18 protein-coding genes are annotated in these 18,845 nt (G+C 61.5%); 8 read left to right on the forward strand and 10 right to left on the reverse strand.

What is annotated here, in order from left to right; all coding sequences use genetic code 11:
- The first annotated feature begins 1 nt into the window (after position 1).
- Together Q0K07_RS03210 and Q0K07_RS03215 are read left to right on the forward strand one after the other, a co-directional pair.
- Positions 2-547, forward strand: coding sequence for a GDSL-type esterase/lipase family protein (locus Q0K07_RS03210; protein WP_294556324.1), 546 nt, complete (start codon positions 2-4; stop codon positions 545-547).
- Positions 548-863: 316 nt separating this feature from the next.
- Positions 864-1,862 carry a P1 family peptidase gene (locus Q0K07_RS03215; RefSeq protein ID WP_294556327.1) on the forward strand — a complete coding sequence of 333 codons (999 nt, stop codon included), beginning with the start codon at positions 864-866 and terminating at the stop codon, positions 1,860-1,862.
- Positions 1,863-1,998: 136 nt separating this feature from the next.
- Here Q0K07_RS03215 and Q0K07_RS03220 read toward each other — a convergent pair whose 3' ends face one another.
- The 3 genes from Q0K07_RS03220 to Q0K07_RS03230 form a co-directional block, all read right to left on the reverse strand.
- Positions 1,999-3,234 carry an MFS transporter gene (locus Q0K07_RS03220; RefSeq protein ID WP_294556331.1) on the reverse strand — a complete coding sequence of 412 codons (1,236 nt, stop codon included), beginning with the start codon at positions 3,232-3,234 and terminating at the stop codon, positions 1,999-2,001.
- Between the two features lie 336 nt (positions 3,235-3,570).
- On the reverse strand, positions 3,571-4,134 hold the full coding sequence (gene rbr / locus Q0K07_RS03225; RefSeq protein ID WP_294556333.1) for a rubrerythrin: 564 nt from the start codon (positions 4,132-4,134) through the stop codon (positions 3,571-3,573).
- A 32-nt stretch (positions 4,135-4,166) separates the two neighbouring features.
- The gene (locus Q0K07_RS03230) at positions 4,167-4,604 is read right to left on the reverse strand and encodes a Fur family transcriptional regulator (RefSeq protein WP_294556336.1); all 438 of its coding nucleotides are present in this window, start codon (positions 4,602-4,604) and stop codon (positions 4,167-4,169) included.
- A gap of 220 nt (positions 4,605-4,824) precedes the next feature.
- Here Q0K07_RS03230 and Q0K07_RS03235 point away from each other — a divergent pair, with 220 nt between their 5' ends.
- Positions 4,825-5,811, forward strand: coding sequence for a hydrogenase small subunit (locus tag Q0K07_RS03235; RefSeq protein ID WP_294556339.1), 987 nt, complete (start codon positions 4,825-4,827; stop codon positions 5,809-5,811).
- Positions 5,812-5,894: 83 nt separating this feature from the next.
- Positions 5,895-7,316 carry a nickel-dependent hydrogenase large subunit gene (locus tag Q0K07_RS03240; protein ID WP_294556342.1) on the forward strand — a complete coding sequence of 474 codons (1,422 nt, stop codon included), beginning with the start codon at positions 5,895-5,897 and terminating at the stop codon, positions 7,314-7,316.
- 147 nt (positions 7,317-7,463) lie between these two features.
- Here the strand turns inward: Q0K07_RS03240 and Q0K07_RS03245 are convergent, their stop codons facing one another.
- The 7 genes from Q0K07_RS03245 to Q0K07_RS03275 all read right to left on the reverse strand — a co-directional run bounded on the left by Q0K07_RS03245 (position 7,464) and on the right by Q0K07_RS03275 (position 14,173).
- On the reverse strand, positions 7,464-8,672 hold the full coding sequence (locus Q0K07_RS03245) for a multidrug effflux MFS transporter (protein ID WP_294556345.1): 1,209 nt from the start codon (positions 8,670-8,672) through the stop codon (positions 7,464-7,466).
- A 204-nt stretch (positions 8,673-8,876) separates the two neighbouring features.
- Positions 8,877-10,292: a DegQ family serine endoprotease gene (locus Q0K07_RS03250; RefSeq protein WP_294556348.1), complete on the reverse strand. Its 1,416-nt coding sequence runs from the start codon at positions 10,290-10,292 to the stop codon at positions 8,877-8,879.
- Positions 10,293-10,406: 114 nt separating this feature from the next.
- On the reverse strand, positions 10,407-10,673 hold the full coding sequence (locus Q0K07_RS03255; RefSeq protein WP_294556350.1) for a zinc ribbon domain-containing protein: 267 nt from the start codon (positions 10,671-10,673) through the stop codon (positions 10,407-10,409).
- Between the two features lie 498 nt (positions 10,674-11,171).
- A complete protein-coding gene (gene tilS / locus Q0K07_RS03260; RefSeq protein ID WP_294556353.1) occupies positions 11,172-12,197 on the reverse strand; it encodes a tRNA lysidine(34) synthetase TilS in 1,026 nt (341 codons plus the stop codon).
- A 134-nt stretch (positions 12,198-12,331) separates the two neighbouring features.
- Positions 12,332-12,793, reverse strand: coding sequence for a preQ(1) synthase (gene queF, locus Q0K07_RS03265; protein WP_294556356.1), 462 nt, complete (start codon positions 12,791-12,793; stop codon positions 12,332-12,334).
- Positions 12,786-13,487, reverse strand: a complete 702-nt coding sequence (queC, locus tag Q0K07_RS03270) for a 7-cyano-7-deazaguanine synthase QueC (RefSeq protein WP_294556358.1) — start codon at positions 13,485-13,487, stop codon at positions 12,786-12,788. The genes queF and queC overlap by 8 nt, the downstream gene beginning before the upstream one ends.
- Complete coding sequence (locus Q0K07_RS03275) at positions 13,487-14,173, reverse strand: queuosine precursor transporter (RefSeq protein WP_294556361.1); 687 nt, start codon at positions 14,171-14,173, stop codon at positions 13,487-13,489. Before Q0K07_RS03275 ends, queC begins: the two co-directional genes overlap by 1 nt.
- 452 nt (positions 14,174-14,625) lie before the next feature.
- Between Q0K07_RS03275 and Q0K07_RS03280 the strand changes: the two genes are divergently transcribed.
- From Q0K07_RS03280 to Q0K07_RS03295, 4 genes are all read left to right on the forward strand, one after another.
- A complete protein-coding gene (locus Q0K07_RS03280) occupies positions 14,626-15,864 on the forward strand; it encodes a dicarboxylate/amino acid:cation symporter (protein WP_294556363.1) in 1,239 nt (412 codons plus the stop codon).
- 184 nt (positions 15,865-16,048) lie between these two features.
- The gene (locus Q0K07_RS03285; protein WP_294556365.1) at positions 16,049-16,276 is read left to right on the forward strand and encodes a hypothetical protein; all 228 of its coding nucleotides are present in this window, start codon (positions 16,049-16,051) and stop codon (positions 16,274-16,276) included.
- Positions 16,277-16,406: 130 nt separating this feature from the next.
- Positions 16,407-17,174 (forward strand): TlyA family RNA methyltransferase, encoded by a 768-nt coding sequence (locus Q0K07_RS03290; protein WP_294556369.1) that lies wholly within the window; start codon positions 16,407-16,409, stop codon positions 17,172-17,174.
- A 50-nt stretch (positions 17,175-17,224) separates the two neighbouring features.
- Positions 17,225-18,277 carry a glycosyltransferase family 9 protein gene (locus Q0K07_RS03295; RefSeq protein ID WP_294556372.1) on the forward strand — a complete coding sequence of 351 codons (1,053 nt, stop codon included), beginning with the start codon at positions 17,225-17,227 and terminating at the stop codon, positions 18,275-18,277.
- Positions 18,278-18,845 lie beyond the last annotated feature (568 nt).

Below are 18,845 nucleotides of genomic sequence, written 5' to 3' on the forward strand. Positions count from 1 at the left end.
CATGAACATCCTCTGCATAGGCGACAGCCTCACCTACGGCTACGGCATACGACGCGCGGAAACATGGTGCGCACTGGCCTCACAGCTTACGGGGCACACGTTCATCAACAAGGGCATCAACGGCGCAACCACGGGCGAGATGGCGGAACAGGAGCTTTCCGGCGACGAACTCTTCGTCATGGGCGGGCTGAACAACCTTTTCATGGGCATGAGCACTCGCGTGCCCCTTGCGGACATACGCGGGATATGCGAACGCGCAAGACTCATGAGCATCCGCCCCACCGTGGGCATTCCCATGCAGATTTCCGACACTGTCTCGGAAGCATGGTGTGAAGGCCCCGTGGACATGGACATCGTGCGCGCCTCCTATGCCGCCTTTGCGGATGATCTTGTGCTGCAATGCCGGGCGGACGGCACGGCTTTCATCGACCTGCGCCCCGTCATCGGCCCGGAACAGCTCTCCTTCGACGGCATACACCTGAACAGGCAGGGACACGCGCTTGTGGCTGAGGCTGTGGCCGCGCACTGGAACACGCAGAGGCGCTGAAGCGCCCTTCCGCCCGTGCCTTCCGGGAAAAGTCCGGAAACGTCCTTCCCCTGCGCGCCGTATCTTCCCTCTGGCATGAAGGAAGGCTGCTTCTCTTCCCGGAACACGGGGTGCTTTGCACCATGCAAGGCAGTTTTCCCCGGAACGGCGCAGGCATGGGAAGCCCGCCGCCACGTCGCCGGGCAGAGAGTTCTCAGAACAAACTTCCCGGGAAAAGGCGCCCCCATGCCGTGTTCTCCGCACGCCCCCATGAAAACATGCCCCTCGCTGTTTCCTGCAATCTCGCTGCCGGCACCTTCCGGCAAAGGAACATACCATGGATGACATTCTTACCGAAATTCCCTTCCATACCATCCCGGGCCTGAGCACCGGGCACGCGCAGGACAATGAAGGCCTCACCGGCTGCACCGTTCTTCTGGCCGATACCGACATGGCCGCCGCCGTGGACGTGCGGGGAGGCGGCCCTGCCTCCCGCGAGACGGAACTGCTTTCCCCCACGGCTTCCTGCGAGCGCATACACGCGCTGCTTCTGAGCGGAGGAAGCGCCTTCGGGCTGCGCGCGGCAGAAGGAGTCATGCGCTTTCTGGAAGAACAGGGCCGGGGCTTTGATACCGGCTTTGCGTATGTTCCGCTGGTATGCGCTTCCTGTCTGTATGATCTGGAAATCGGCGATGCGCACGCAAGGCCCGATGCGGACATGGGCTATGCGGCCTGCCTCGACGCTTCCCGCAACAACACCGCATGCGGCAACGCAGGTGCGGGAACAGGCTGCACCGTGGGCAAGCTCGGCGGGGTGGAAACCATGATGAAGTCAGGCATCGGCTTTTATGCCGTGCGCGCGGGGGAAGTCATGGTGGGGGCCGTGGTTGCGGTGAACGCCCTCGGCGACGTGTTCGACATGGAAACGGGCAGGCAGATTGCCGGAATGCTCACGGCTGAGGGCAACGGCTTTGCAGAAAGCGAGAAAGCGCTGTTCCGCACCTGCGCGGAGCGCGCCGACAACCTCTTTACCGGGAACACCACCATAGGAGCCGTGGTCACCAATGCCTGTTTCGACAAAAGCAGGCTGAAGAAAATCGCCTCCATGGCGCATAACGGGCTTGCCCGGACCATTCGCCCGGTGCACACCTCCGCCGACGGCGACAGCATCTACGCGCTTTCCACGGGAAATCTCCGCGCCAACCTGGACGCCGTGGGCACCCTGGCCGCCCATGTCATGGGAAAGGCCGTGAATCGCGCCGTACTTGCCGCCCGGGGCATGGCAGGATATCCCGCCGCATGCGACCTTGCCTTCCTTTCCGGGCAAACGGCATAAGGGCGGGCCTTTTCCCGCAGTCCTGCGCCTGCGGCAGACAGGCACGGAAACGGGCCGCCTTGCGCGGCAGGCCCTGCCCCCCAAAAAAAAAGCGCTGTCCGGCACGCCGCAGGCAGGGAAAGCGCCTGACGGAAAACTACGCCGTATGTCCCTCCACGGGCTTCAACGTGCCTGCAAGGGACGGCATGGCGCGTATGGCGGCAAGAAAGAGCGCAAGCCCCAGACAGGGCGCGGCGGCCAGAGCGAGAAAGGCCGCGCTGTAGCTTGCATGGTGAGCAAAGAGCCCGCCGTAGGTATTGCTGAGGGAAGCCCCAACCCCCTGAATGGTCAGCACCAGCCCGAGCCCCATGTTGATGTGCCCGCTGCCCTGAAGCAGCCGGGCGACGATGCCCGGCGTGGCCACGCCGAGAAGCCCGGCCCCCACCCCGTCCAGCATCTGCACGGGAAGAATGTTCCAGGGGCTGGTCCAGAGCCCTGCAATGGCCCCGCGCAGAGGAAGAGCCAGCAGCGCCAGAAGAAAGAGCCATCCGTAGCCTTTTTTCTGCGCCACGCGCGAACCCCACAGGGCCACAAGAATCATGGTGGCCTGGGCAAGAATGACGGTGCCTGCGGTATAGGCCGCGCCGTTCACCTCAAAGCGCGCCACGGCCGACTGCCCCAGAAGCGGAAGAAGAGCCGCGTTGCCGAGATGGAAGAAAAACAGCGTGAGCGCCACGGCCAGAAGAGCCTTGTCGCCGAAGAGCAGGCGCACGTCGCGCAGATGCCGCTTTTTCGGCTCCGCGCCGTTTCTGTCCAGCCCGCGTGCCGCATTGTAGTCAATATGGGAAGGATTGATGCGCGAAAGGCTGAACAGGGCCAGAAAGCCCATGGCGGTCATGACGAAGAACACGCCGATGATGCCGAAAAAGTAACCGATCAGCCCGCTCAGCGCCGCCGTTGCCGCGTTGCCGCCATGGCTCCACGCCTCGTTGACGCCGAGGCGCGCGGGAAGCCCCTTCTGCCCCACCATACCGAGCGTAATGCCGGTAAGCGCGGGCATGACGGCCGCCGCCGCAACGCTCTGCAGAATTTTGGACGAGCCCGCCGCCAGGGCGCCGTGCCAGCAGAACACCATGCCGCACCCGATCACGATGAGTATGACGCTCAGAGCGATGAGCCCCCGCTTGAAGCGCGTATGGTCGGCCAGTGCGCCGAGAGGCGTATTACAGAAAAGTTCCGCCAGCCCCCCCGCCGTCATCACAAAGCCTATTTCATCGGGAGCCCAGCCCTGCTGCTGAAAATACACGCCGAGGAACGGCCCCAGCCCGTCGCGCACGTCTGCAAGCGCGAAACAGAGCAGGGAAAGAAACATCAGCGAACGCTGTCTGGACATGTCTTCCGTCATCTCTTCTTGTCACCTCGGCATGGAATGTTCGGCATACGGCCGCACCGGCGGGAACAAAAGCCTGCTTTTTCCGGGTGTTGTGCAGGATGCACACCGTGCAGCCCCCTTTTCCGGCAACATCATGCAGCCGTACCGGAGAGCGACGATACCTTCCCCTCCCCTGAAGTTCAAGAGGCCTGATATTCCGCATGGAGCGCCCCTCTCCGGGCATGGCCGGCAGGAAAGGCAGGCCGCGCAAAAAAGCCGGAAGCGCCCCGTGCATGAAAAAAGCCCCCTTCCGTACGGACGGAAGGGGGCAGGACATCAGAAGCTTACCCGCAGGAATCAGAGAGCCTGAAAATATTCACGGGGATGCGCGCAGGCCGGGCAGGATTCGGGAGCTTCAAGGCCTTCGTGCACATAGCCGCAGTTCTGGCAGCGCCACACACGGGGCTTGTCGGACTTGAACACGGTGCCGGCTTCAATGGCGGCGGCAAAGGCAAGGAAGCGCTGTTCATGGTGCTGTTCGGCCACGGCGATGTTGCGCATCACGGCGGCGATGGCGGGGAAACCTTCTTCATCCGCAACCTTGGCGAAGGAAGGATACATGTCGGAATGTTCCTCGTTTTCACCCGCGGCGGCGGCCTTCAGATTGTCCAGCGTGGAACCGATCACGCCCGCAGGGAAGGTGGCGGTGATTTCCACGGCGCCGCCTTCAAGGAACTTGAACAGGCGCTTGGCATGTTCCTTTTCCTGATTGGCGATTTCCTCAAAGACCTTCTGCATTTCCACATAACCGTCCTTCTTGGCCTGGGAGGCGAAGTAGGTGTAGCGGTTGCGGGCCTGAGATTCACCGGCGAAAGCGGTGAGAATGTTCTTTTCCGTCTGGGTTCCCTTCAAAGATTTCATGGCAAAAACTCCTGGTGGCAGAGAAAGGGGTATCAGCAGGCGCGCCTCTGATTCGACGCCTGCATCTCGTCCGCCATTTCGGCGGCCTTGCGCTCACATTCCTCACAAATACCGTCGTATTCCACACGCACGGTGGTAATCCTGAACCCCGGGACGCGAAGCGCCCCTATGCCCGGATCATCCGCCTCGTAGGTGAACACGTCGGCCACTTTTCCACAGACCTGACAACGCACATGGCGGTGAGGCTCCACTCTCCCATCGAAACGACGCATGGTTCCGGCGGAATCAATCTTCAATACTTCACCCATGTCGGCCAGAAGATCGAGATTGCGGTACACCGTCCCCAGACTGATATGCGGCATGCGCGCCTTGACGATGGTGTAAAGCTCATCAACGGTAGGATGTGTGTCCACCTTGCGCAATTCCTCAAGAATGATCCGGCGCTGGTTTGTCATCCTTGTCTTGGGCATGTTCGCTCCTCAAAAACACTGATCTCTTGTCTGAAATCAGATAACAATAATAAGAACGATTGTCAATAAGAATGAAAAGAAAAATCATGCCGCGCCCGCCTTTCTCCGCGCGGGAATCGCCGCCCGGCCACAGAAGCGCCCGGCGGAAAATCATGGCCGAATCACCGGGATTGCGCCACCCTTGAGCTGCATGTTCCCTCATCGTTTTCCGGGAGGTTCCATGGACAAAGGCAGACAGGGCGCGCTGCGCCCGCTTTCACGGCGCAGTTTTCTGCGCTCTTCCCTCAGGGCGGCGGCACTCGGCGGCGTGACGGGCGTCTTTGATCCCGGTGTCGCCCGGGCGCTTGCCGAAACGCTCTCTGCCGTGCGGCCGCCGGTATTCTGGTTGCAGGGCATGGGCTGCACGGGCTGTTCCGTCTCTCTTCTGAACAGTCTTCATCCCACCATAGCCGAAGTGCTGCTGCATGTCATACGCATGGATTTCCACCCCACCCTCATGGCGGAGGAAGGGGAAGGAGCCATGTCCTTTATGCTGCGCACGGCGAAGGAAAGCGCCGGCCGGTATCTGCTGGCGGTGGAGGGCGCGGTTTCCGAAAAGGACGGCGGGCGTTACTGCGTCATAGGCGAAGCCGGTCACGAGGAATTTCCCCTGTCCGTCATTCTGGAAAAGCTGGCCCCCGGGGCGGCCGCCCTTCTGGCCGTGGGCGGCTGTGCGGCCTACGGCGGCGTGAGCGCGGCAAGGGGCTGCGTCACCGGCGCCTGCGGCGTGGGTGATTTTCTCAGGAAAAAAGGGGTAAAGACCCCGGTCATCAATATTCCCGGCTGTCCGCCGCACCCCGACTGGATGGTGGGCACGCTCCTTCTGCTGCTGGCGGCCGTGGAAGAAAAAGGACTTGCCGAAGGCGTGGCGGAGATGACCCGGCAGCTCGACAGTCAGGGCAGGCCCCTTGCCTTCTACGGCAACAACACCCACGAAAACTGCCCCTACCTTTACCTGTTCGACGAAGGACGCATGGCAAAAAACCTTGCGGACAAGTCGGGCTGCCGCTACGGCACGGGCTGCAAGGGACCGGGGGCATGGTGCGATTCCCCCCTGCGCCGCTGGAACGGCCGCGTGAACTGGTGCGTGGAAAACGCGCTGTGCATAGGCTGCGTACAGCCCGACTTCCCCGACGGGCAGTCGCCCTTCTACCGAAAAAGGACCTGAGCCTCCTGCAAAGCCCGCGCCCGGAAAAAACGCTTCACAACACGCCCTGACGGCTTCTGCCGCAGGAGAACAAAGGAACAACCATGGCTGTCTCCCTTGCCATAGATCCCGTTACCCGCATTGAAGGACACCTCAAGGCCCGGCTGGAGGTCGATGGAAACATGGTCCGCGACGCATGGCTTACCGGCGGCATGTTCCGGGGCTTTGAAACCATTCTCATGGGGCGCGACCCGACGGACGCGCCGCAGATCGTGCAGCGCATCTGCGGCGTATGCCCGGTTTCCCATGCCCTCGCCTCCTGCATGGCACTGGAGGACGCCTTCTCCATCGACTGCCCGCGCAACGGCGTGCTGCTGAGAAATCTCATGCAGGGCGCGAACTTTCTTCAGTCGCACATCCTGAGCTTCTATCAGCTTTCCAGTCAGGATTTCTTCCAGGGGCCCGCCGAACCGCCGTTCTTTCCCCGCCGGAAAAAATCCGACCTCCGTCTCGGCGAGGCGGCCACGGCCATGATGCTTGCACAGTATCTGGAATCTCTCGACATCCGCGCCCTGTGCCATGAAATGGCGGCTGTCTTCGGCGGAAGAATGCCCCATGTACACGGCATCGTGCCCGGCGGAGCCTCCTCCGCCGTCACCTCCGAAAAAAAGGAAGCCTTCCGCTCCCGCCTGAAAAAGGTGCGCACCTTCATTGAAGAGCGCTACGTTCCGCTGCTCTACCTGCTTTCGGAACGCTATGCCGACCTTGCCCGTGTGGGCAGAGGCTGGGCAAACGCCCTGTGCATGGGCGTGTTTCCCCACCCCGATACGGGAAGTCATTCCCTGCATGCCGGAGTGTGGGCAGGCGGAAGGCTGTACCCCTTCGAGCCGGACAAGGTCATGGAAAACGTGGGCCATTCGTGGTTTTCCGAACAGTCCGGCGGCAGTCCCTTCCGTTCTCCGCCTCCTGTGGTGGATCTGGACAAGGCCGGGGCCTACAGCTTTTCCAAGGCCGCACGGTACCACGGCATGCCCATGGAAGTGGGACCGCACGCACGGCTGTGGATCAATGATACCGAACTTTCTCCCATGGGGCGGGAACTTGCGCCGAAGCACCTCGGCAGGCACGCCACGCACTTTTGTGAACTCGGCGAAGCATTCGTGTTCTCCATCATGGGCAGGCATCTGGCCCGGGCGGAGGAAACATGGATGGTGGCCGAGGCCATGGAAGGATGGCTGAACGCCCTCACTCCCGGGGAAAGCACCCTTGCGCCCCTGCCGGACATGACGGACGGTGAAGGATACAGCCTTACCGAAGCGCCGCGCGGTTCGCTCATGCACTGTCTGAAGGTGAAGGACGGCCGCCTGAGCTTTTATCAGATTCTGCCCGCCACGTTGTGGAACGCCTCACCCCGTGACGATGCCGGACTGCGCGGCCCCATGGAAGAGGCGCTGGTGGGCCTTCCTGTTCCCGACAAGAACAATCCGGTGAATGCGGGAAGGCTGGTACGCGCCTTTGACCCGTGACTGGGATGTGCCGTGCATGTCATGCACGGAAGCAGAGCCTGACCTTACGCAGGTACGGAAAAAGGCGGACATGGAACCATGCCCGCCTTTTTTCATAATCACCCGGAAATTCCGGCTGTACGCCGGTTCAGTACCGGAACACCATGCCTACCCGGCCCTTCGTCCGCTCTTCTGCGCCATGCGGAAGAAGAACAGCACACAGAGCCCCGTAGCCACGGCCACCACGGCCATGGGCACGGCAGTGCTTGAGCCGCCGAGGCCCACCAGCGGGGAAGCAACCGCCCCGAACACGAAGGAGGTCACGCCCAGAAGCCCGGAAGCGCTGCCCGCGCCCCCCTGCTGCGAGGCAATGGCCAGGGAAAAACTCGTGGTGGTGGTAATGCCTATGCACGACACGAACACGAAAAGCGCCGCTATCATGAAGCCCACGGGAAGATGCAGCAGCGCCACCACGGCCACGCATACGGACGCGACGAGGGAAAGCACGGCGCCGGCAAAGAGCAGGTTTCTGTCACCATGGGCGGTGCAGAGACGCCCCGTTATCTGGGCGAAGATCATGATGCCGAAGCCGTTGAGCCCGAAGCACAGGGCATACTGCTGCGCCGAAAGGCCGTAGAGATTCTGAAGCACAAAGGGGGAGGCGGAAATGTAGCCGAAAAATCCCGCCATGACGAAGCCCTGGATCAGCATGTAGGCCACAAAGACCCGGTTGCCGAAAAGACGGAACATGGCGCGGAGGGAATGGCCCATCCCACCCTGCACACGCTTTTCCCTGGGCAGCGTTTCCGGACAGCCGAAAAAGACCAGGGAAAACTGGGCCACGCCGCAGAGCATGAGGAAGAGGAAAATGGCCGGCCACTCAAAGAAGTTCATGATCTGGCCGCCGATGACGGGGCCGAAGATGGGGGCCACGCCGTTGATGAGCATGAGCAGCGAAAAGAATTTCGTCAGCTCCGTTCCCCGGAAAAGGTCACAGGCAATGGCGCGTGAAAGCACGACGCCGCCGCTGCCCGCCAGCCCCTGAATGAAGCGGAGAGCCACAAGTTCCCCCACGCCCGAGGCCCGTGAGCAGAGAAAGGATGCCAGAATGAACACGACGAGGGAAAAAAGCAGTGGAAGCTTGCGGCCGCGGGCGTCGCTGAGCGGCCCGAGAACGATCTGCCCGAGGGAAAGCCCCAGAAGGCAGGCGGTGATGCTGAGCTGCATCTGTGAAGCGCTGCTGGAAAGTTCCGCCGCCATGCCGGGCAGGGCGGGCAGATACAGATCCGTGCAGAGGGGGCCCATGGCGGCGAGGAAGCCGAGAACGGCCGCCATGAAAAGACGTGATCCCGAGTTTTTAAAGGGTGAAACAGACATAGAAACTCCCTGGGACGAAAGAAACCGATTATGGCTCGGCACAGCTCACCCGCGCCCTCCAAGACGCCGGTGGAGGAAAAATAGGAAAGAAAAACCATTTCGTCCAGAGGTACGGAGGCATAAAAAAGCGCTCCCGGCCTTTCTTTTCGGAAAAACCGGGAGCGCGGAGGGAAGGCGGGCGACATGCCCGCCTTTTCCTGGCCGTTATTTCTGATCCAGCGTCACCGTAAGGAAGAAGGTGTCGCCGCGGCGGTTGATCTGCAGCATGAGCGCGCCGCGTTCCTTGCCGTCCTTGCGGACGATGGAGGCAAGCTCATCCACACTGGTCACGGGCTTGAGGTTGGCGGAAAGGATCACGTCGCCGGGACGCACGCCGCCTTCAGCCGCGGCGCTGCCGTTCTTCACGTCCACCACCAGCAGGCCCTTCACGTCGCCGGAAAGCTGGAGGGCACGGGCGTCTTCAGGGCTGAGGGGCTGTACGCTCACACCGAGTTCCGCACCGTCGCTCTGACCGCCGTTCTTGGCAACCGTGCTGTGGGAGGCGCGTTCGCCGAGCTTCACGGTCACCTTCACTTCCTTGCCGTTACGCATGGCGACCACATCCACCTTGGTGTCGGGCTTGAGGTTCGCCACGCTGCGGGTAAGAGCGGAAGCGCTGTCGATGTCATGGTCGCCCACGCGGATGATCACGTCGCCTGCACGCAGTCCGGCCTTGTCGGCAGGTTCGCCGGGCATGACGGAACCGATGAGCGCGCCGCCGGCGTCCTTGAGACCCAGAGCCTTGGCCACGTTTTCATCCACATCCTGAATGGTCACACCGAGCCAGCCGCGGCTGACCTTCTTGCCGACGCGCAGATCGTCGATGACGCGGGAGGCAAGGTTGCTCGGGATGGCGAAGCCTATGCCCTGACCGTTGGCGGAAATGGCGGTATTGATGCCGATGACCTCACCTTCCATATTGATGAGCGGGCCGCCACTGTTGCCGGGGTTGATGGAGGCATCGGTCTGCAGGAAGTTGTCGAAGGGGCCGGAATGGATGTCGCGGCCCTTGGCGCTCAGAATACCGGCCGTCACGGTGTTGCTCAGGCCGAAGGGGTTGCCGATGGCCACCACCCAGTCGCCCACTTCCATGGCGTCGGAATTGCCGAACTTCAGAACGGGAAGCTTGTCCTTGCTTTCCACCTTGAGCAGGGCAAGGTCGGTTTCCTCATCGGTACCCACGATCCTGGCGGGAAGACCGGCGGACTTGTCGCCGTTGAGCTTCACGGTGACCTTGTCGGCGCCTTCCACCACATGGTTGTTGGTGACGATGTAGCCGTCGGCGGAAATGATGAAGCCGGAACCGAGGGCGGTGCTCTTCTGCTTGGGCGCAGGCTGGCCGGGGCGCATATTGCCGAAGGGGCCGCCGAACTGATCAAAGAAACGCTCCATGCCCGGGAAGTTGAACATGCCCATCACGGGGCTTTCCACTTCCCGCTCGGTGCTGATGTTCACCACGGCAGGACCCGCCTCCCTGGCCAGAGGCGCAAACGTGGGCAACGTGGTCGCCGCAGAGGCGGACGAAGCCAGAAAAACAAAACCGGTAACGGCAAGAGCCGTTTTTTTAAGGATGCCGTTCATAGGATCTCCTTGTCGAATCAAAAATGTATGCGAAAGAAGGCGTTGCCTCTCTGCTTGTCATACTATGCCGGGGGGATGTGCCGCGCCATTGTAAAAACAGGCGGCCGATCCGTCCTATTCCGTCCCTCCGGTGGAACTCCCGCAGGAGGAGCAGTTGCCGTGGCAGGGGCTGTTGCGGTTGAGCCTTTTGTCGTTCATCCATGCCGGGCGCGGCCCTATCTTGAAGGGAAAGGCCCCGGTTTTGAGGGGGCTGGGCGCGGAAACCAGGCGGGCCGTATCTTCGGAGCCGCATTTCGGGCAGCGGATCACATCATCGTCGTCGAAAGCCAGCTCCTCAAAGGTGTGCCGGCAGGCCTTACATTCAAAATCGTACAGCGGCATGTCAAACTCCTCGCGAGAAAAATGGAAGGCGGTGTTTCCGCCCTCCCTGCTGCTAAGTAAGCACCCTACACCAGCTGGCAAGGTTAAGGCAAAAGCCTTTTTTGTGCCTGAAGAAGGCGTCGGAAAGATTTGGTAAGGATTTTTTGTAAAGAATCTCTGAATGTTATATTTTTTCTTATCAGAAATTCCACGCGTAACCCCGCCTCACGGGTAATTCTTGCATAGTGTTACAGTAAAAGGCCCCTTTCCGGGCCCTTTTCCGAGGCAGGAACATGCGTTCGGGCGAAGATGCAGAAAAAAAGCATGCACAAGCCTGCCATACAGAGGGCACGGGCGGCCTTGCGCAGCGCCCCGCGGCAGACAATGAGAATGGTAGTAGCTTTGAACGCTTGCGGCACAGTGCGCAGCGCCCCGCGGCAGACAATGAGAGAGAGCTCATGCACAAAACACACGGCAACGCGCGGGGAAAAAGCCCCGGAACAGGGCCTTCACAAAGACTCAGCGCCCCGGGGCGCGGTGAAACAGAAGCCCCCTGCCGGAAAGCTCGGCCTTCACCCCTCCGCCGAAGGAAAAGCGCCGGGGGAAAAGCCGCCTCAGCCATGCAGCCTCCACCCGCTCCAGCGTGTCGGCCCGGGCCTCTCCGCCGAGGCGCTCCACGGCCTCAGCCATGCAGCGCATTCTGTCCGCTCCGTCCAGCCCCTTCAGCACCCCGTCGGCAAGCAGAATGCCGCCGTCCGACTCCTCAGAGAGCGAAGCGAGCCGCTCTTTCCAGGCGCGCCTGTCTCTCTGCGCACAGCGCCATATCCGGCGTACGCTTTCATGAAAGCGGGGATTTTCCGCCAGAAACAGGGGCATGATCTCATGCCGCACGCGGTTGCGTCTCCAGGCAAGGCTTGCATTGGAGGCATCCTCCCGCCACGACACGCCGAGGCGCTCCAGCATGCCGGAAAGCTCCTTTTTTTCCAGCATGAGCAGCGGCCGGAGCACGCGCCGGCCCTCTTCCTCCACCACCGCTTCCATGCCGCCGAGTCCGGGCCATGCCGCGCCGCGCGCAAGACGCATGAGCACATCTTCGGCAAGATCTCCGGCATGATGCGCCGTGAGAATCCACCGCGCGCCCACGTTCCGGCGGCATTGCTCAAGAAAGGCATAACGCGCCCTGCGCCCCGCCTCCTCCACGCCGCAGCGCCATGCCTGCGAAAGCTTCCCCACGTCTTCACGCCGCGAAAAAAACGGAACGCCGAGTTCCCGGCACAAGGCTCCCGCCGCCTCCGCCTCCTCCGCACTCTCCGCCCTGAGGCCGTGGTCAAGATGCGCGGCAAAGAGGCTGATATCGTACTTTGCCCGCAGAGCGCAGAATATGACCAGAAGCGCCGTGGAATCCGCTCCGCCGGAAAGCGCGATGAGCAGCGTTTCCCCGGAAAGCGGCACGCCGAGTTCCTCCCGGGTGAAGCGCGCGACGGAAAGCGCCATGCGCGCGTCCCCGGCGGAAAGATCCTTCAGAGAAAAGGATGGGTGCAGCATGAAATATCCTCCGGCCTCCGGTTGCCCGGGAATGTCCGTGACGCATGGCGCCATGACGGCCCGCAACGGTATCTGCCGCGCCCGGCGCCTGTCAAATACGCGATACGAAAAAGGGGCCGGAAGGCCCCTCCTGTTCAGATGTCGTGATGAAGCATGCGGTACTGCGCCATTTCCTCATATTTCGTGCCCGGCCTGCCGTAGTTGCAGTACGGGTAGATGGAAATGCCGCCCCGGGGCGTGAATATGCCCGTCACTTCGATGTAGCGCGGATCCATGAGGCGGATGAGATCCTTCATGATGATGTTCACGCAGTCTTCGTGAAAATCGCCGTGATTGCGGAAGCTGAACAGATAGAGCTTGAGGCTCTTGCTCTCCACCATTCTCACGTCGGGAATGTACTCGATGCGTATTTCCGCAAAGTCCGGCTGACCCGTGATGGGGCAGAGACTGGTGAATTCCGGGCAGTTGAAGCGCACCCAGTAATCATGTTCAGGGTGTTTGTTCTCAAAGGTCTCCAGCACTTCCGGGGCATAATCCTGCCGGTAGCGCGTGGGGGAACCAAGCTGCGTGAGATGCTCTTTTTCTCTGTCATTCATGTGCCGTTTCTCCCGCCGGAGAAGGGAGGCCCCCTTCGCCGGAACGCTTTTTCCGTTCAAGGTACTGTTCCAGCCCGTGCCTGCGCAGCCTGCACGCAGGGCATTCTCCGCAGCCGTCGCCCGGAATGCCGTTGTAGCAGGTGAGCGTGCGGCGGCGGACAAGGTCGAAGATGCCGAGTCTGTCGGCCATTTCCCAGGTCTGGGACTTGTCGAGCCACATGAGCGGCGTGTGAATGATGAACTGCTCTTCCATGGCCAGGTTGAGGGACACGTTCAGGGAACGGATGAAGGTGTCCCGGCAGTCGGGATAGCCGGAAAAGTCCGTCTGGGAAACGCCGGTCACAATGTCCCTCATGCCGTGTTCCCGCGCGCATACGGCGGCGATGCTGAGGAAGAACAGGTTCCGCCCCGGCACGAAGGTGTTGGGAAAGCCCCCTTCCGGCACCTCCCTGTCCATGGTCATGCCCTCGTCGGTGAGGGAGCTTTTCCCGATGCGGGAAATGAAGCTCACGTCCTGCACCTCCCAGGGCACCTTCGCCTCTTCGGCAATGGCGCGGGCCATGTCCAGTTCCAGGCGATGCCTCTGCCCGTAGAAGAAGCTGACGGCCCGGACCTTCTCAAAGCGCTCCCGCGCCCAGAAAAGACAGGTGGTGGAATCCTGACCGCCGCTGAATACCACAAGCGCGCCGCTCATCAGGCCATCTCGCGCACTTTCAGAATGTTGTAGGAAATGCCCTCGTCATACACGTCGGTCTGTTCCGTGCGCTTGATGAAGGCCACCACGCGGATGGTCACGGGCAGAACGAGGATTTCATAAAGCGTCTTCAGCGAGGTCTGGGCCAGCATCATGGGGATCATGTCGGAAAAGGGAATGATGCCCGCAAAGGCGCAGGGGAAGAAAATGAGCGAGTCCACGCCCTCGCCGAGCAGCGTGGAAACGATGGCCCGGAGCGAAAAATACCGCCCGTGGGAAGCCACCTTCATACGGCTCATGACATAGGCGTTCAGGAAGGAACCCGCCAGAAAGGCGAGAAAGCTCGCGGCCGCAATGCGGGGGGCAAGGCCGAAAAGATAGTTGAAATGCTCCGCCCCGTCCCAGAAGGGCGCAGGGGGAAGACACACGGCCGCCTGCCCGAGTGCCGCCACAAAAAAGTTCATGGCAAAACCCGTCCAGATGATGAAGCGCGCCCGGCGGAAGCCCCATACCTCGGCAATGCAGTCGTTGATGATGTAGGAAACGGGAAAAATGATGACGGCCGCAGGCAGAGCGAAGGAACCCAGCATGAATATCTTGGCGGCCAGAAGATTGGAAAGGATGAGGCAGCTGCAGAACACGATGCCGAGGGTCATGAACGTCGCGGAAAAGGAATACTGTTTCATAGCTTGTTTTTAACGTGGTTCTCAAGCACACGGTGAAAAAGGTGAACAAATCGGGGCCAGAGGGCACGGCAACAGGCCCCTCCGGGGCAAAGGCGCAATCTCCTCCCTCTCTGCGCCAGCGTTCAGCGTTTCCGAACCCGGAGCGACTATGCCCTAAAGTGCAGAACATGGCAAATGCTCCGAAACGCCCTCCCCGCCTGACCTTTTTTCATGAGACGCTCTCCGAAATTATACAAAAGAGTCATATTCCGCCCTGCGGCGGCTCAGCATCTACGGCTTGACAGATGGATTCTTTCATGGAAAAGATGTCAGGCGTCCCGCTCTTTTTCCGATTTTGTAAAAGAACGGACCCCTTACACGGCCGGACGCCGCACGGAGCAGCAGGCGGCCGGACGCCCCTGCCATTCTTCCCGTCGCTTTTTCTGCGGCGGCTTGCGTATCGGAGAAGTTCCATGAAAACCCGCATCAGCCTGCCCGCGCAGATGGCCATAGGCATGGCCCTCGGTGTGGCTGCCGGCCTTGCCGCGCCCTCCATGGGGTTCGACACCGCCTGGTTCAAACCCATCGGCCAGCTGTTCATCAACCTTATCCGCATGGTCGTCGTGCCCCTGGTGCTGACCACCATCGTTGCGGGCGCCGCCAGCGTGGGCGATCTGAGCAAGCTCGGCCGTCTGGCATCCAAGACGCTCATCTATTATTTCTGCACCACTGCCGTGGCCGTGTTCATCGGCCTTCTGTTCGCCAATATCCTGAACCCCGGTGAAGGACTCAACCTTTCCACCGAAGGGCTGAAGGCGCAGGCCGTTCAGGCTCCGAGAATGATGGATGTGTTCCTCGACATCGTGCCGCTGAACCCCATCGATTCCATGAGCAAGGGCAACATGCTGCAGGTCATCTTCTTTGCCATGATCTTCGGCTTCGGCCTGAGCGCCGTGGGCGAAAAGGGCAAAACCGTGCTCTCCTTCTTTGAAGGCTGCGCCGAAGTCATGATCAAGGTGACCAACATGGTCATGATCTACGCCCCCTTCGGCGTATTCGGCCTCATCGCCTTCACCGTGGCCAGCCACGGCGCGGCCGTGCTGCTGCCCCTGCTCAAGGTCATCGGCGTCATGTATGTGGCCTGCCTCTGCCACGTCATCCTCTGCTACATGCCTCTGGTGAAGGCCTGCGGCCTCAGCGTGTCCCTGTTCTTCAGGATGCTTGCCGCGCCCATGATCATTTCCTTCACCACCTGCTCCAGCGCCGCCGCCCTGTCCACCAACCTCATCCAGGTGCAGAAGCTCGGCGCTTCCCGCCCCGTGGCCTCCTTCTCCATTCCTCTCGGCAACACCATCAACATGGACGGCACGGCCGTGTACATGGGCGTGGTGGCCATTTTCGTGGCCGAGCTGTACGGCATCCCCATGCCCTTCGACAAGCAGTTTGAAGTCATTCTCGTGGGCGTGCTGGCCTCCATCGGCACCGTGGGCGTGCCCGGAGCCGGTCTTCTCATGAGCTCCATCGTGTTCACCCAGGTGGGTATTCCGCTGGAAGGCATTGCCATCATCGCCGGCATCGACCGTGTGATGGACATGGCCCGCACCTCCGTCAACGTCCTCGGCGACGCCACCGGCGCCATCGTGGTTTCCCGCTGGGAAGGCGACCTCGACCCTGAGGCCGGGGCCCGCTTCGCCGCCGAAGAAGGCGACTGATCAGCCTCACTTCTTCCCGTCATCCGGCAGAGACTGCTGAACAAAGCATCTCTGCCGGATTTTTTTATCTGCCGCACACGCCCTTTTCTCCAGACATCGCCCCAGCCCCTGCAGGTCCTTGCCGCAGTATCATCTTCAGGATATATATACCGTATATCAATATTCCATATTAAGGATACCCGCCATGGAATTTCCGGAAAGCATCCTTTTCCTGTGCATGGTCATGGCAGTTCTGGTCCTCGTCTTCCATGTGTTCACCCTCCCCATCAGCATTGGAAAAAATAAACATCTTCCCCCCGATAAAATGACCTGTATCCGCGTGTTTACCTGGTGCGGCATCGTTACCGGCGTGTTATGGTTCATTGCTCTGGTCATGGCGCTGGCCTCTGAAAAAAAGACGCAGGACGAATAACAGGCAGGGCGGACCTTCCCTGCGGCCTCACGCGGAAAATCCGGAGCATTTCCGGCCGGCCGGGCATGAAGCATTCCTTCTTGCCATCCCTTTTTCTTGCCGGTACAAACAAAGGCCAAAGGAGCATATCATGATAGCCAAGGCCCGCGCCGACCAGCTTGTATTTGAACAGGGACTTGCCGAAAGCAAGGAACAGGCCCGCCGCCTCATCATGGCGGGAAAAGTGGCCCTCGCCCCGGATGAGGAGAACCCCGGAAAAGCCCCGGAACCGGTACAGAAGCCCGGCCACCCCTACAAGATCACCACCCGCTTCCAGCTTGTGGGCGTGGAACGCTTCGTCAGCAGGGGAGCCTACAAGCTGCTCACCGCGCTGGAACAGTATCATATCGACGTGACCGGCTTCGTCTGCCTGGATGCGGGAGCCTCCACCGGCGGATTTACCGACTGCCTGCTTCAGTACGGAGCCGCGCGCGTGTACGCCGTGGATGTGGGACACGCCCAGCTTCATGAACGCCTGCGCGCCGATGCCCGCGTCATTTCCCGCGAAGGCGTGAACCTTCGCACGGCCCCGCCGGAACTCATCCCGGAACCGGTGGACATGATCGTGGCCGACGTGTCCTTCATATCCCTCACCATGGTTCTGCCGCACTGTCTGCGCTGGCTGAAGGAAGGCGGCATTGCCGTGGGCCTCATCAAGCCGCAGTTTGAAGTGGGCCCGGGGCAGACGGTGAAGGGCGTGGTGCGCGACGAAGCCCTTCGACAGGAAGCCGTGGACAGGGTGCTCCGCTTCATGGAAGGCGAAGGCCTCACCTGCCTCGGCGTCACCCCTGCGGCCATCCGGGGCCCCAAGGGCAATCAGGAATTTCTGGCCTACTGGAAAAAGGCCCCGCAGGCCTGACGGGCCTTCCGTTTCCCCGCCGCCCCTGAACACGGGCGCAAAGGATTTCCATGAACGATCTTTCCACGTTTTGCCCCAGGCGCATCCTTGTCTGCCAGCAGCGGCAGATAGGCGACGTTCTGCTTTCCACACCGGTGTTCGAGCTTCTGAAACGGCGCTTCCCCGAAGCGGAACTTCACCTGTTCACGGAAAAAAAATGTGAACCCCTGCTGCGCCACAATCCCTTCATCCACGCCTTTCACCTTATTGAAAAGAAAGGCGGCTTCTTCCGCCAGCTGGCCTTCTACCGTGAGGTGGCCGCCCTTGGCTTCGACCTTGTCATCGACCTGCAGCAGCTTCCGCGCTGCCGCATGATGACGCTCATGAGCCGCGCCCCCGTGCGCCTTTCCTTCCCCTCCTCCATCTTTTCCCGCCTGCGCTACAACTGCCTTGTCCGGCCGGAGGAAGGCTATGCCTCGCAGACCAAGGTTTCCCTTCTCGCGCCTCTCGGCATACACTGGCAGGGGGAAGGCCCCCGCATCTACCTTACGGAGGAAGAACGCCGCCGCGCACGGGAAATTCTGAAAGACTGCGGATTCAAAGAGGGACAGCGCCTTGTCGCCATCGACTCCACGCACCGCCGCGCCTCCAAGCGCTGGCCTGCGGAACGCTTTGCCGCCCTCATGCGCCTTCTTGCCGGGCATGACGCCTCTCTGCGCTTTCTGCTGCTGCGCGGCCCGGGAGAGGAAGCCGACATCGCCGCCCTGCAGAAGCTCTGTCTCGATGCGGGCCTTGGGCAGGAACATCTTCTGGTGCCCGAGCCTCTGCCGGACATACGCCTTTCCGCCGCCTGTCTGGCCGAAGCCGCCCTGCTTGTGGGCAACTGCTCCTCCCCGCGCCACATGGCGGCCGCGCTCAACGTGCCGAGCCTCATCATTCCCGGTGCTTCCGGCACGGCATGGCGCTACCCTTCCCCCATCCATGCGGAGCTGCGCCCCGACCTGCCCTGCCAGCCCTGTTCCAAAACCGAATGCAACGATCCCCAGTGCCTTCTGCGCGTCACGCCGGAAGACGCCTTCGCCCTTGCGCTGAAGCTGCTGCATACCCCGGAAAACGCCGCCTGACACGCCGCTTCTCTTTTCCGATAATAACAAGGCCGGGCTCCCTGAGGAACCCGGCCCTTTTTATCATGCTACTGCTGCAATGTTTTTTCCGCCCCGGACTGCGCGGACGCATTACCCTGCGGTGCCCCCGCAGAAATCGCGGATGACGGCGCGGCCCCTGCCTGCGCCGGAGCTTCCGCCCCCTTCTCCGCCGGATGGGCAGGGGCCATGCTTTCCGCTCCGCCCTTGTCGCCGGGGGCCACTTCCGCGGCCTTGTCCGGAACTTCCGAAGAAACGGCGCTCTGCGCTTTGACGGAAGGTTCCGCCGAAGGCACGGCACCCGAAGCAGCCGAGGTCCCGGGCTGCGCTGCGGCCGCATCGCCCTGTAATGCCCCCGCAGAAAATGCGGGTGACGGCGCGGCCGCTGCCTGCGCCGGAGCTTCCGCAGCTTCCGCCCCTTTCTCCGCCGGATGGGCAGAGGCCATGCTTTCCGCTCCGCCCTTGTCGCCGGAGGCCACTTCCGCGGCCTTGTCCGGAACTTCCGAAGAAACGGCGCTCTGCGCTTTGACGGAAGGTTCCGCCGAAGGCA

The organism is uncultured Mailhella sp. (genome assembly GCF_944324615.1).
In the GTDB taxonomy this organism is placed as follows: Bacteria; Desulfobacterota; Desulfovibrionia; order Desulfovibrionales; family Desulfovibrionaceae; genus Mailhella.

Excerpts from the sequence above, each read along its gene's own strand:
- Q0K07_RS03210 (WP_294556324.1), top strand. The coding sequence starts at position 2 with ATGAACATCCTCTGCATAGGCGACAGCCTCACCTACGGCTACGGCATA.
- Q0K07_RS03215 (WP_294556327.1), top strand. The coding sequence starts at position 864 with ATGGATGACATTCTTACCGAAATTCCCTTCCATACCATCCCGGGCCTG.
- Q0K07_RS03220 (WP_294556331.1), bottom strand. The coding sequence starts at position 3,234 with ATGTCCAGACAGCGTTCGCTGATGTTTCTTTCCCTGCTCTGTTTCGCG.
- rbr (WP_294556333.1), bottom strand. The coding sequence starts at position 4,134 with ATGAAATCTTTGAAGGGAACCCAGACGGAAAAGAACATTCTCACCGCT.
- Q0K07_RS03230 (WP_294556336.1), bottom strand. The coding sequence starts at position 4,604 with ATGCCCAAGACAAGGATGACAAACCAGCGCCGGATCATTCTTGAGGAA.
- Q0K07_RS03235 (WP_294556339.1), top strand. The coding sequence starts at position 4,825 with ATGGACAAAGGCAGACAGGGCGCGCTGCGCCCGCTTTCACGGCGCAGT.
- Q0K07_RS03240 (WP_294556342.1), top strand. The coding sequence starts at position 5,895 with ATGGCTGTCTCCCTTGCCATAGATCCCGTTACCCGCATTGAAGGACAC.
- Q0K07_RS03245 (WP_294556345.1), bottom strand. The coding sequence starts at position 8,672 with ATGTCTGTTTCACCCTTTAAAAACTCGGGATCACGTCTTTTCATGGCG.
- Q0K07_RS03250 (WP_294556348.1), bottom strand. The coding sequence starts at position 10,292 with ATGAACGGCATCCTTAAAAAAACGGCTCTTGCCGTTACCGGTTTTGTT.
- Q0K07_RS03255 (WP_294556350.1), bottom strand. The coding sequence starts at position 10,673 with ATGCCGCTGTACGATTTTGAATGTAAGGCCTGCCGGCACACCTTTGAG.
- tilS (WP_294556353.1), bottom strand. The coding sequence starts at position 12,197 with ATGCTGCACCCATCCTTTTCTCTGAAGGATCTTTCCGCCGGGGACGCG.
- queF (WP_294556356.1), bottom strand. The coding sequence starts at position 12,793 with ATGAATGACAGAGAAAAAGAGCATCTCACGCAGCTTGGTTCCCCCACG.
- queC (WP_294556358.1), bottom strand. The coding sequence starts at position 13,487 with ATGAGCGGCGCGCTTGTGGTATTCAGCGGCGGTCAGGATTCCACCACC.
- Q0K07_RS03275 (WP_294556361.1), bottom strand. The coding sequence starts at position 14,173 with ATGAAACAGTATTCCTTTTCCGCGACGTTCATGACCCTCGGCATCGTG.
- Q0K07_RS03280 (WP_294556363.1), top strand. The coding sequence starts at position 14,626 with ATGAAAACCCGCATCAGCCTGCCCGCGCAGATGGCCATAGGCATGGCC.
- Q0K07_RS03285 (WP_294556365.1), top strand. The coding sequence starts at position 16,049 with ATGGAATTTCCGGAAAGCATCCTTTTCCTGTGCATGGTCATGGCAGTT.
- Q0K07_RS03290 (WP_294556369.1), top strand. The coding sequence starts at position 16,407 with ATGATAGCCAAGGCCCGCGCCGACCAGCTTGTATTTGAACAGGGACTT.
- Q0K07_RS03295 (WP_294556372.1), top strand. The coding sequence starts at position 17,225 with ATGAACGATCTTTCCACGTTTTGCCCCAGGCGCATCCTTGTCTGCCAG.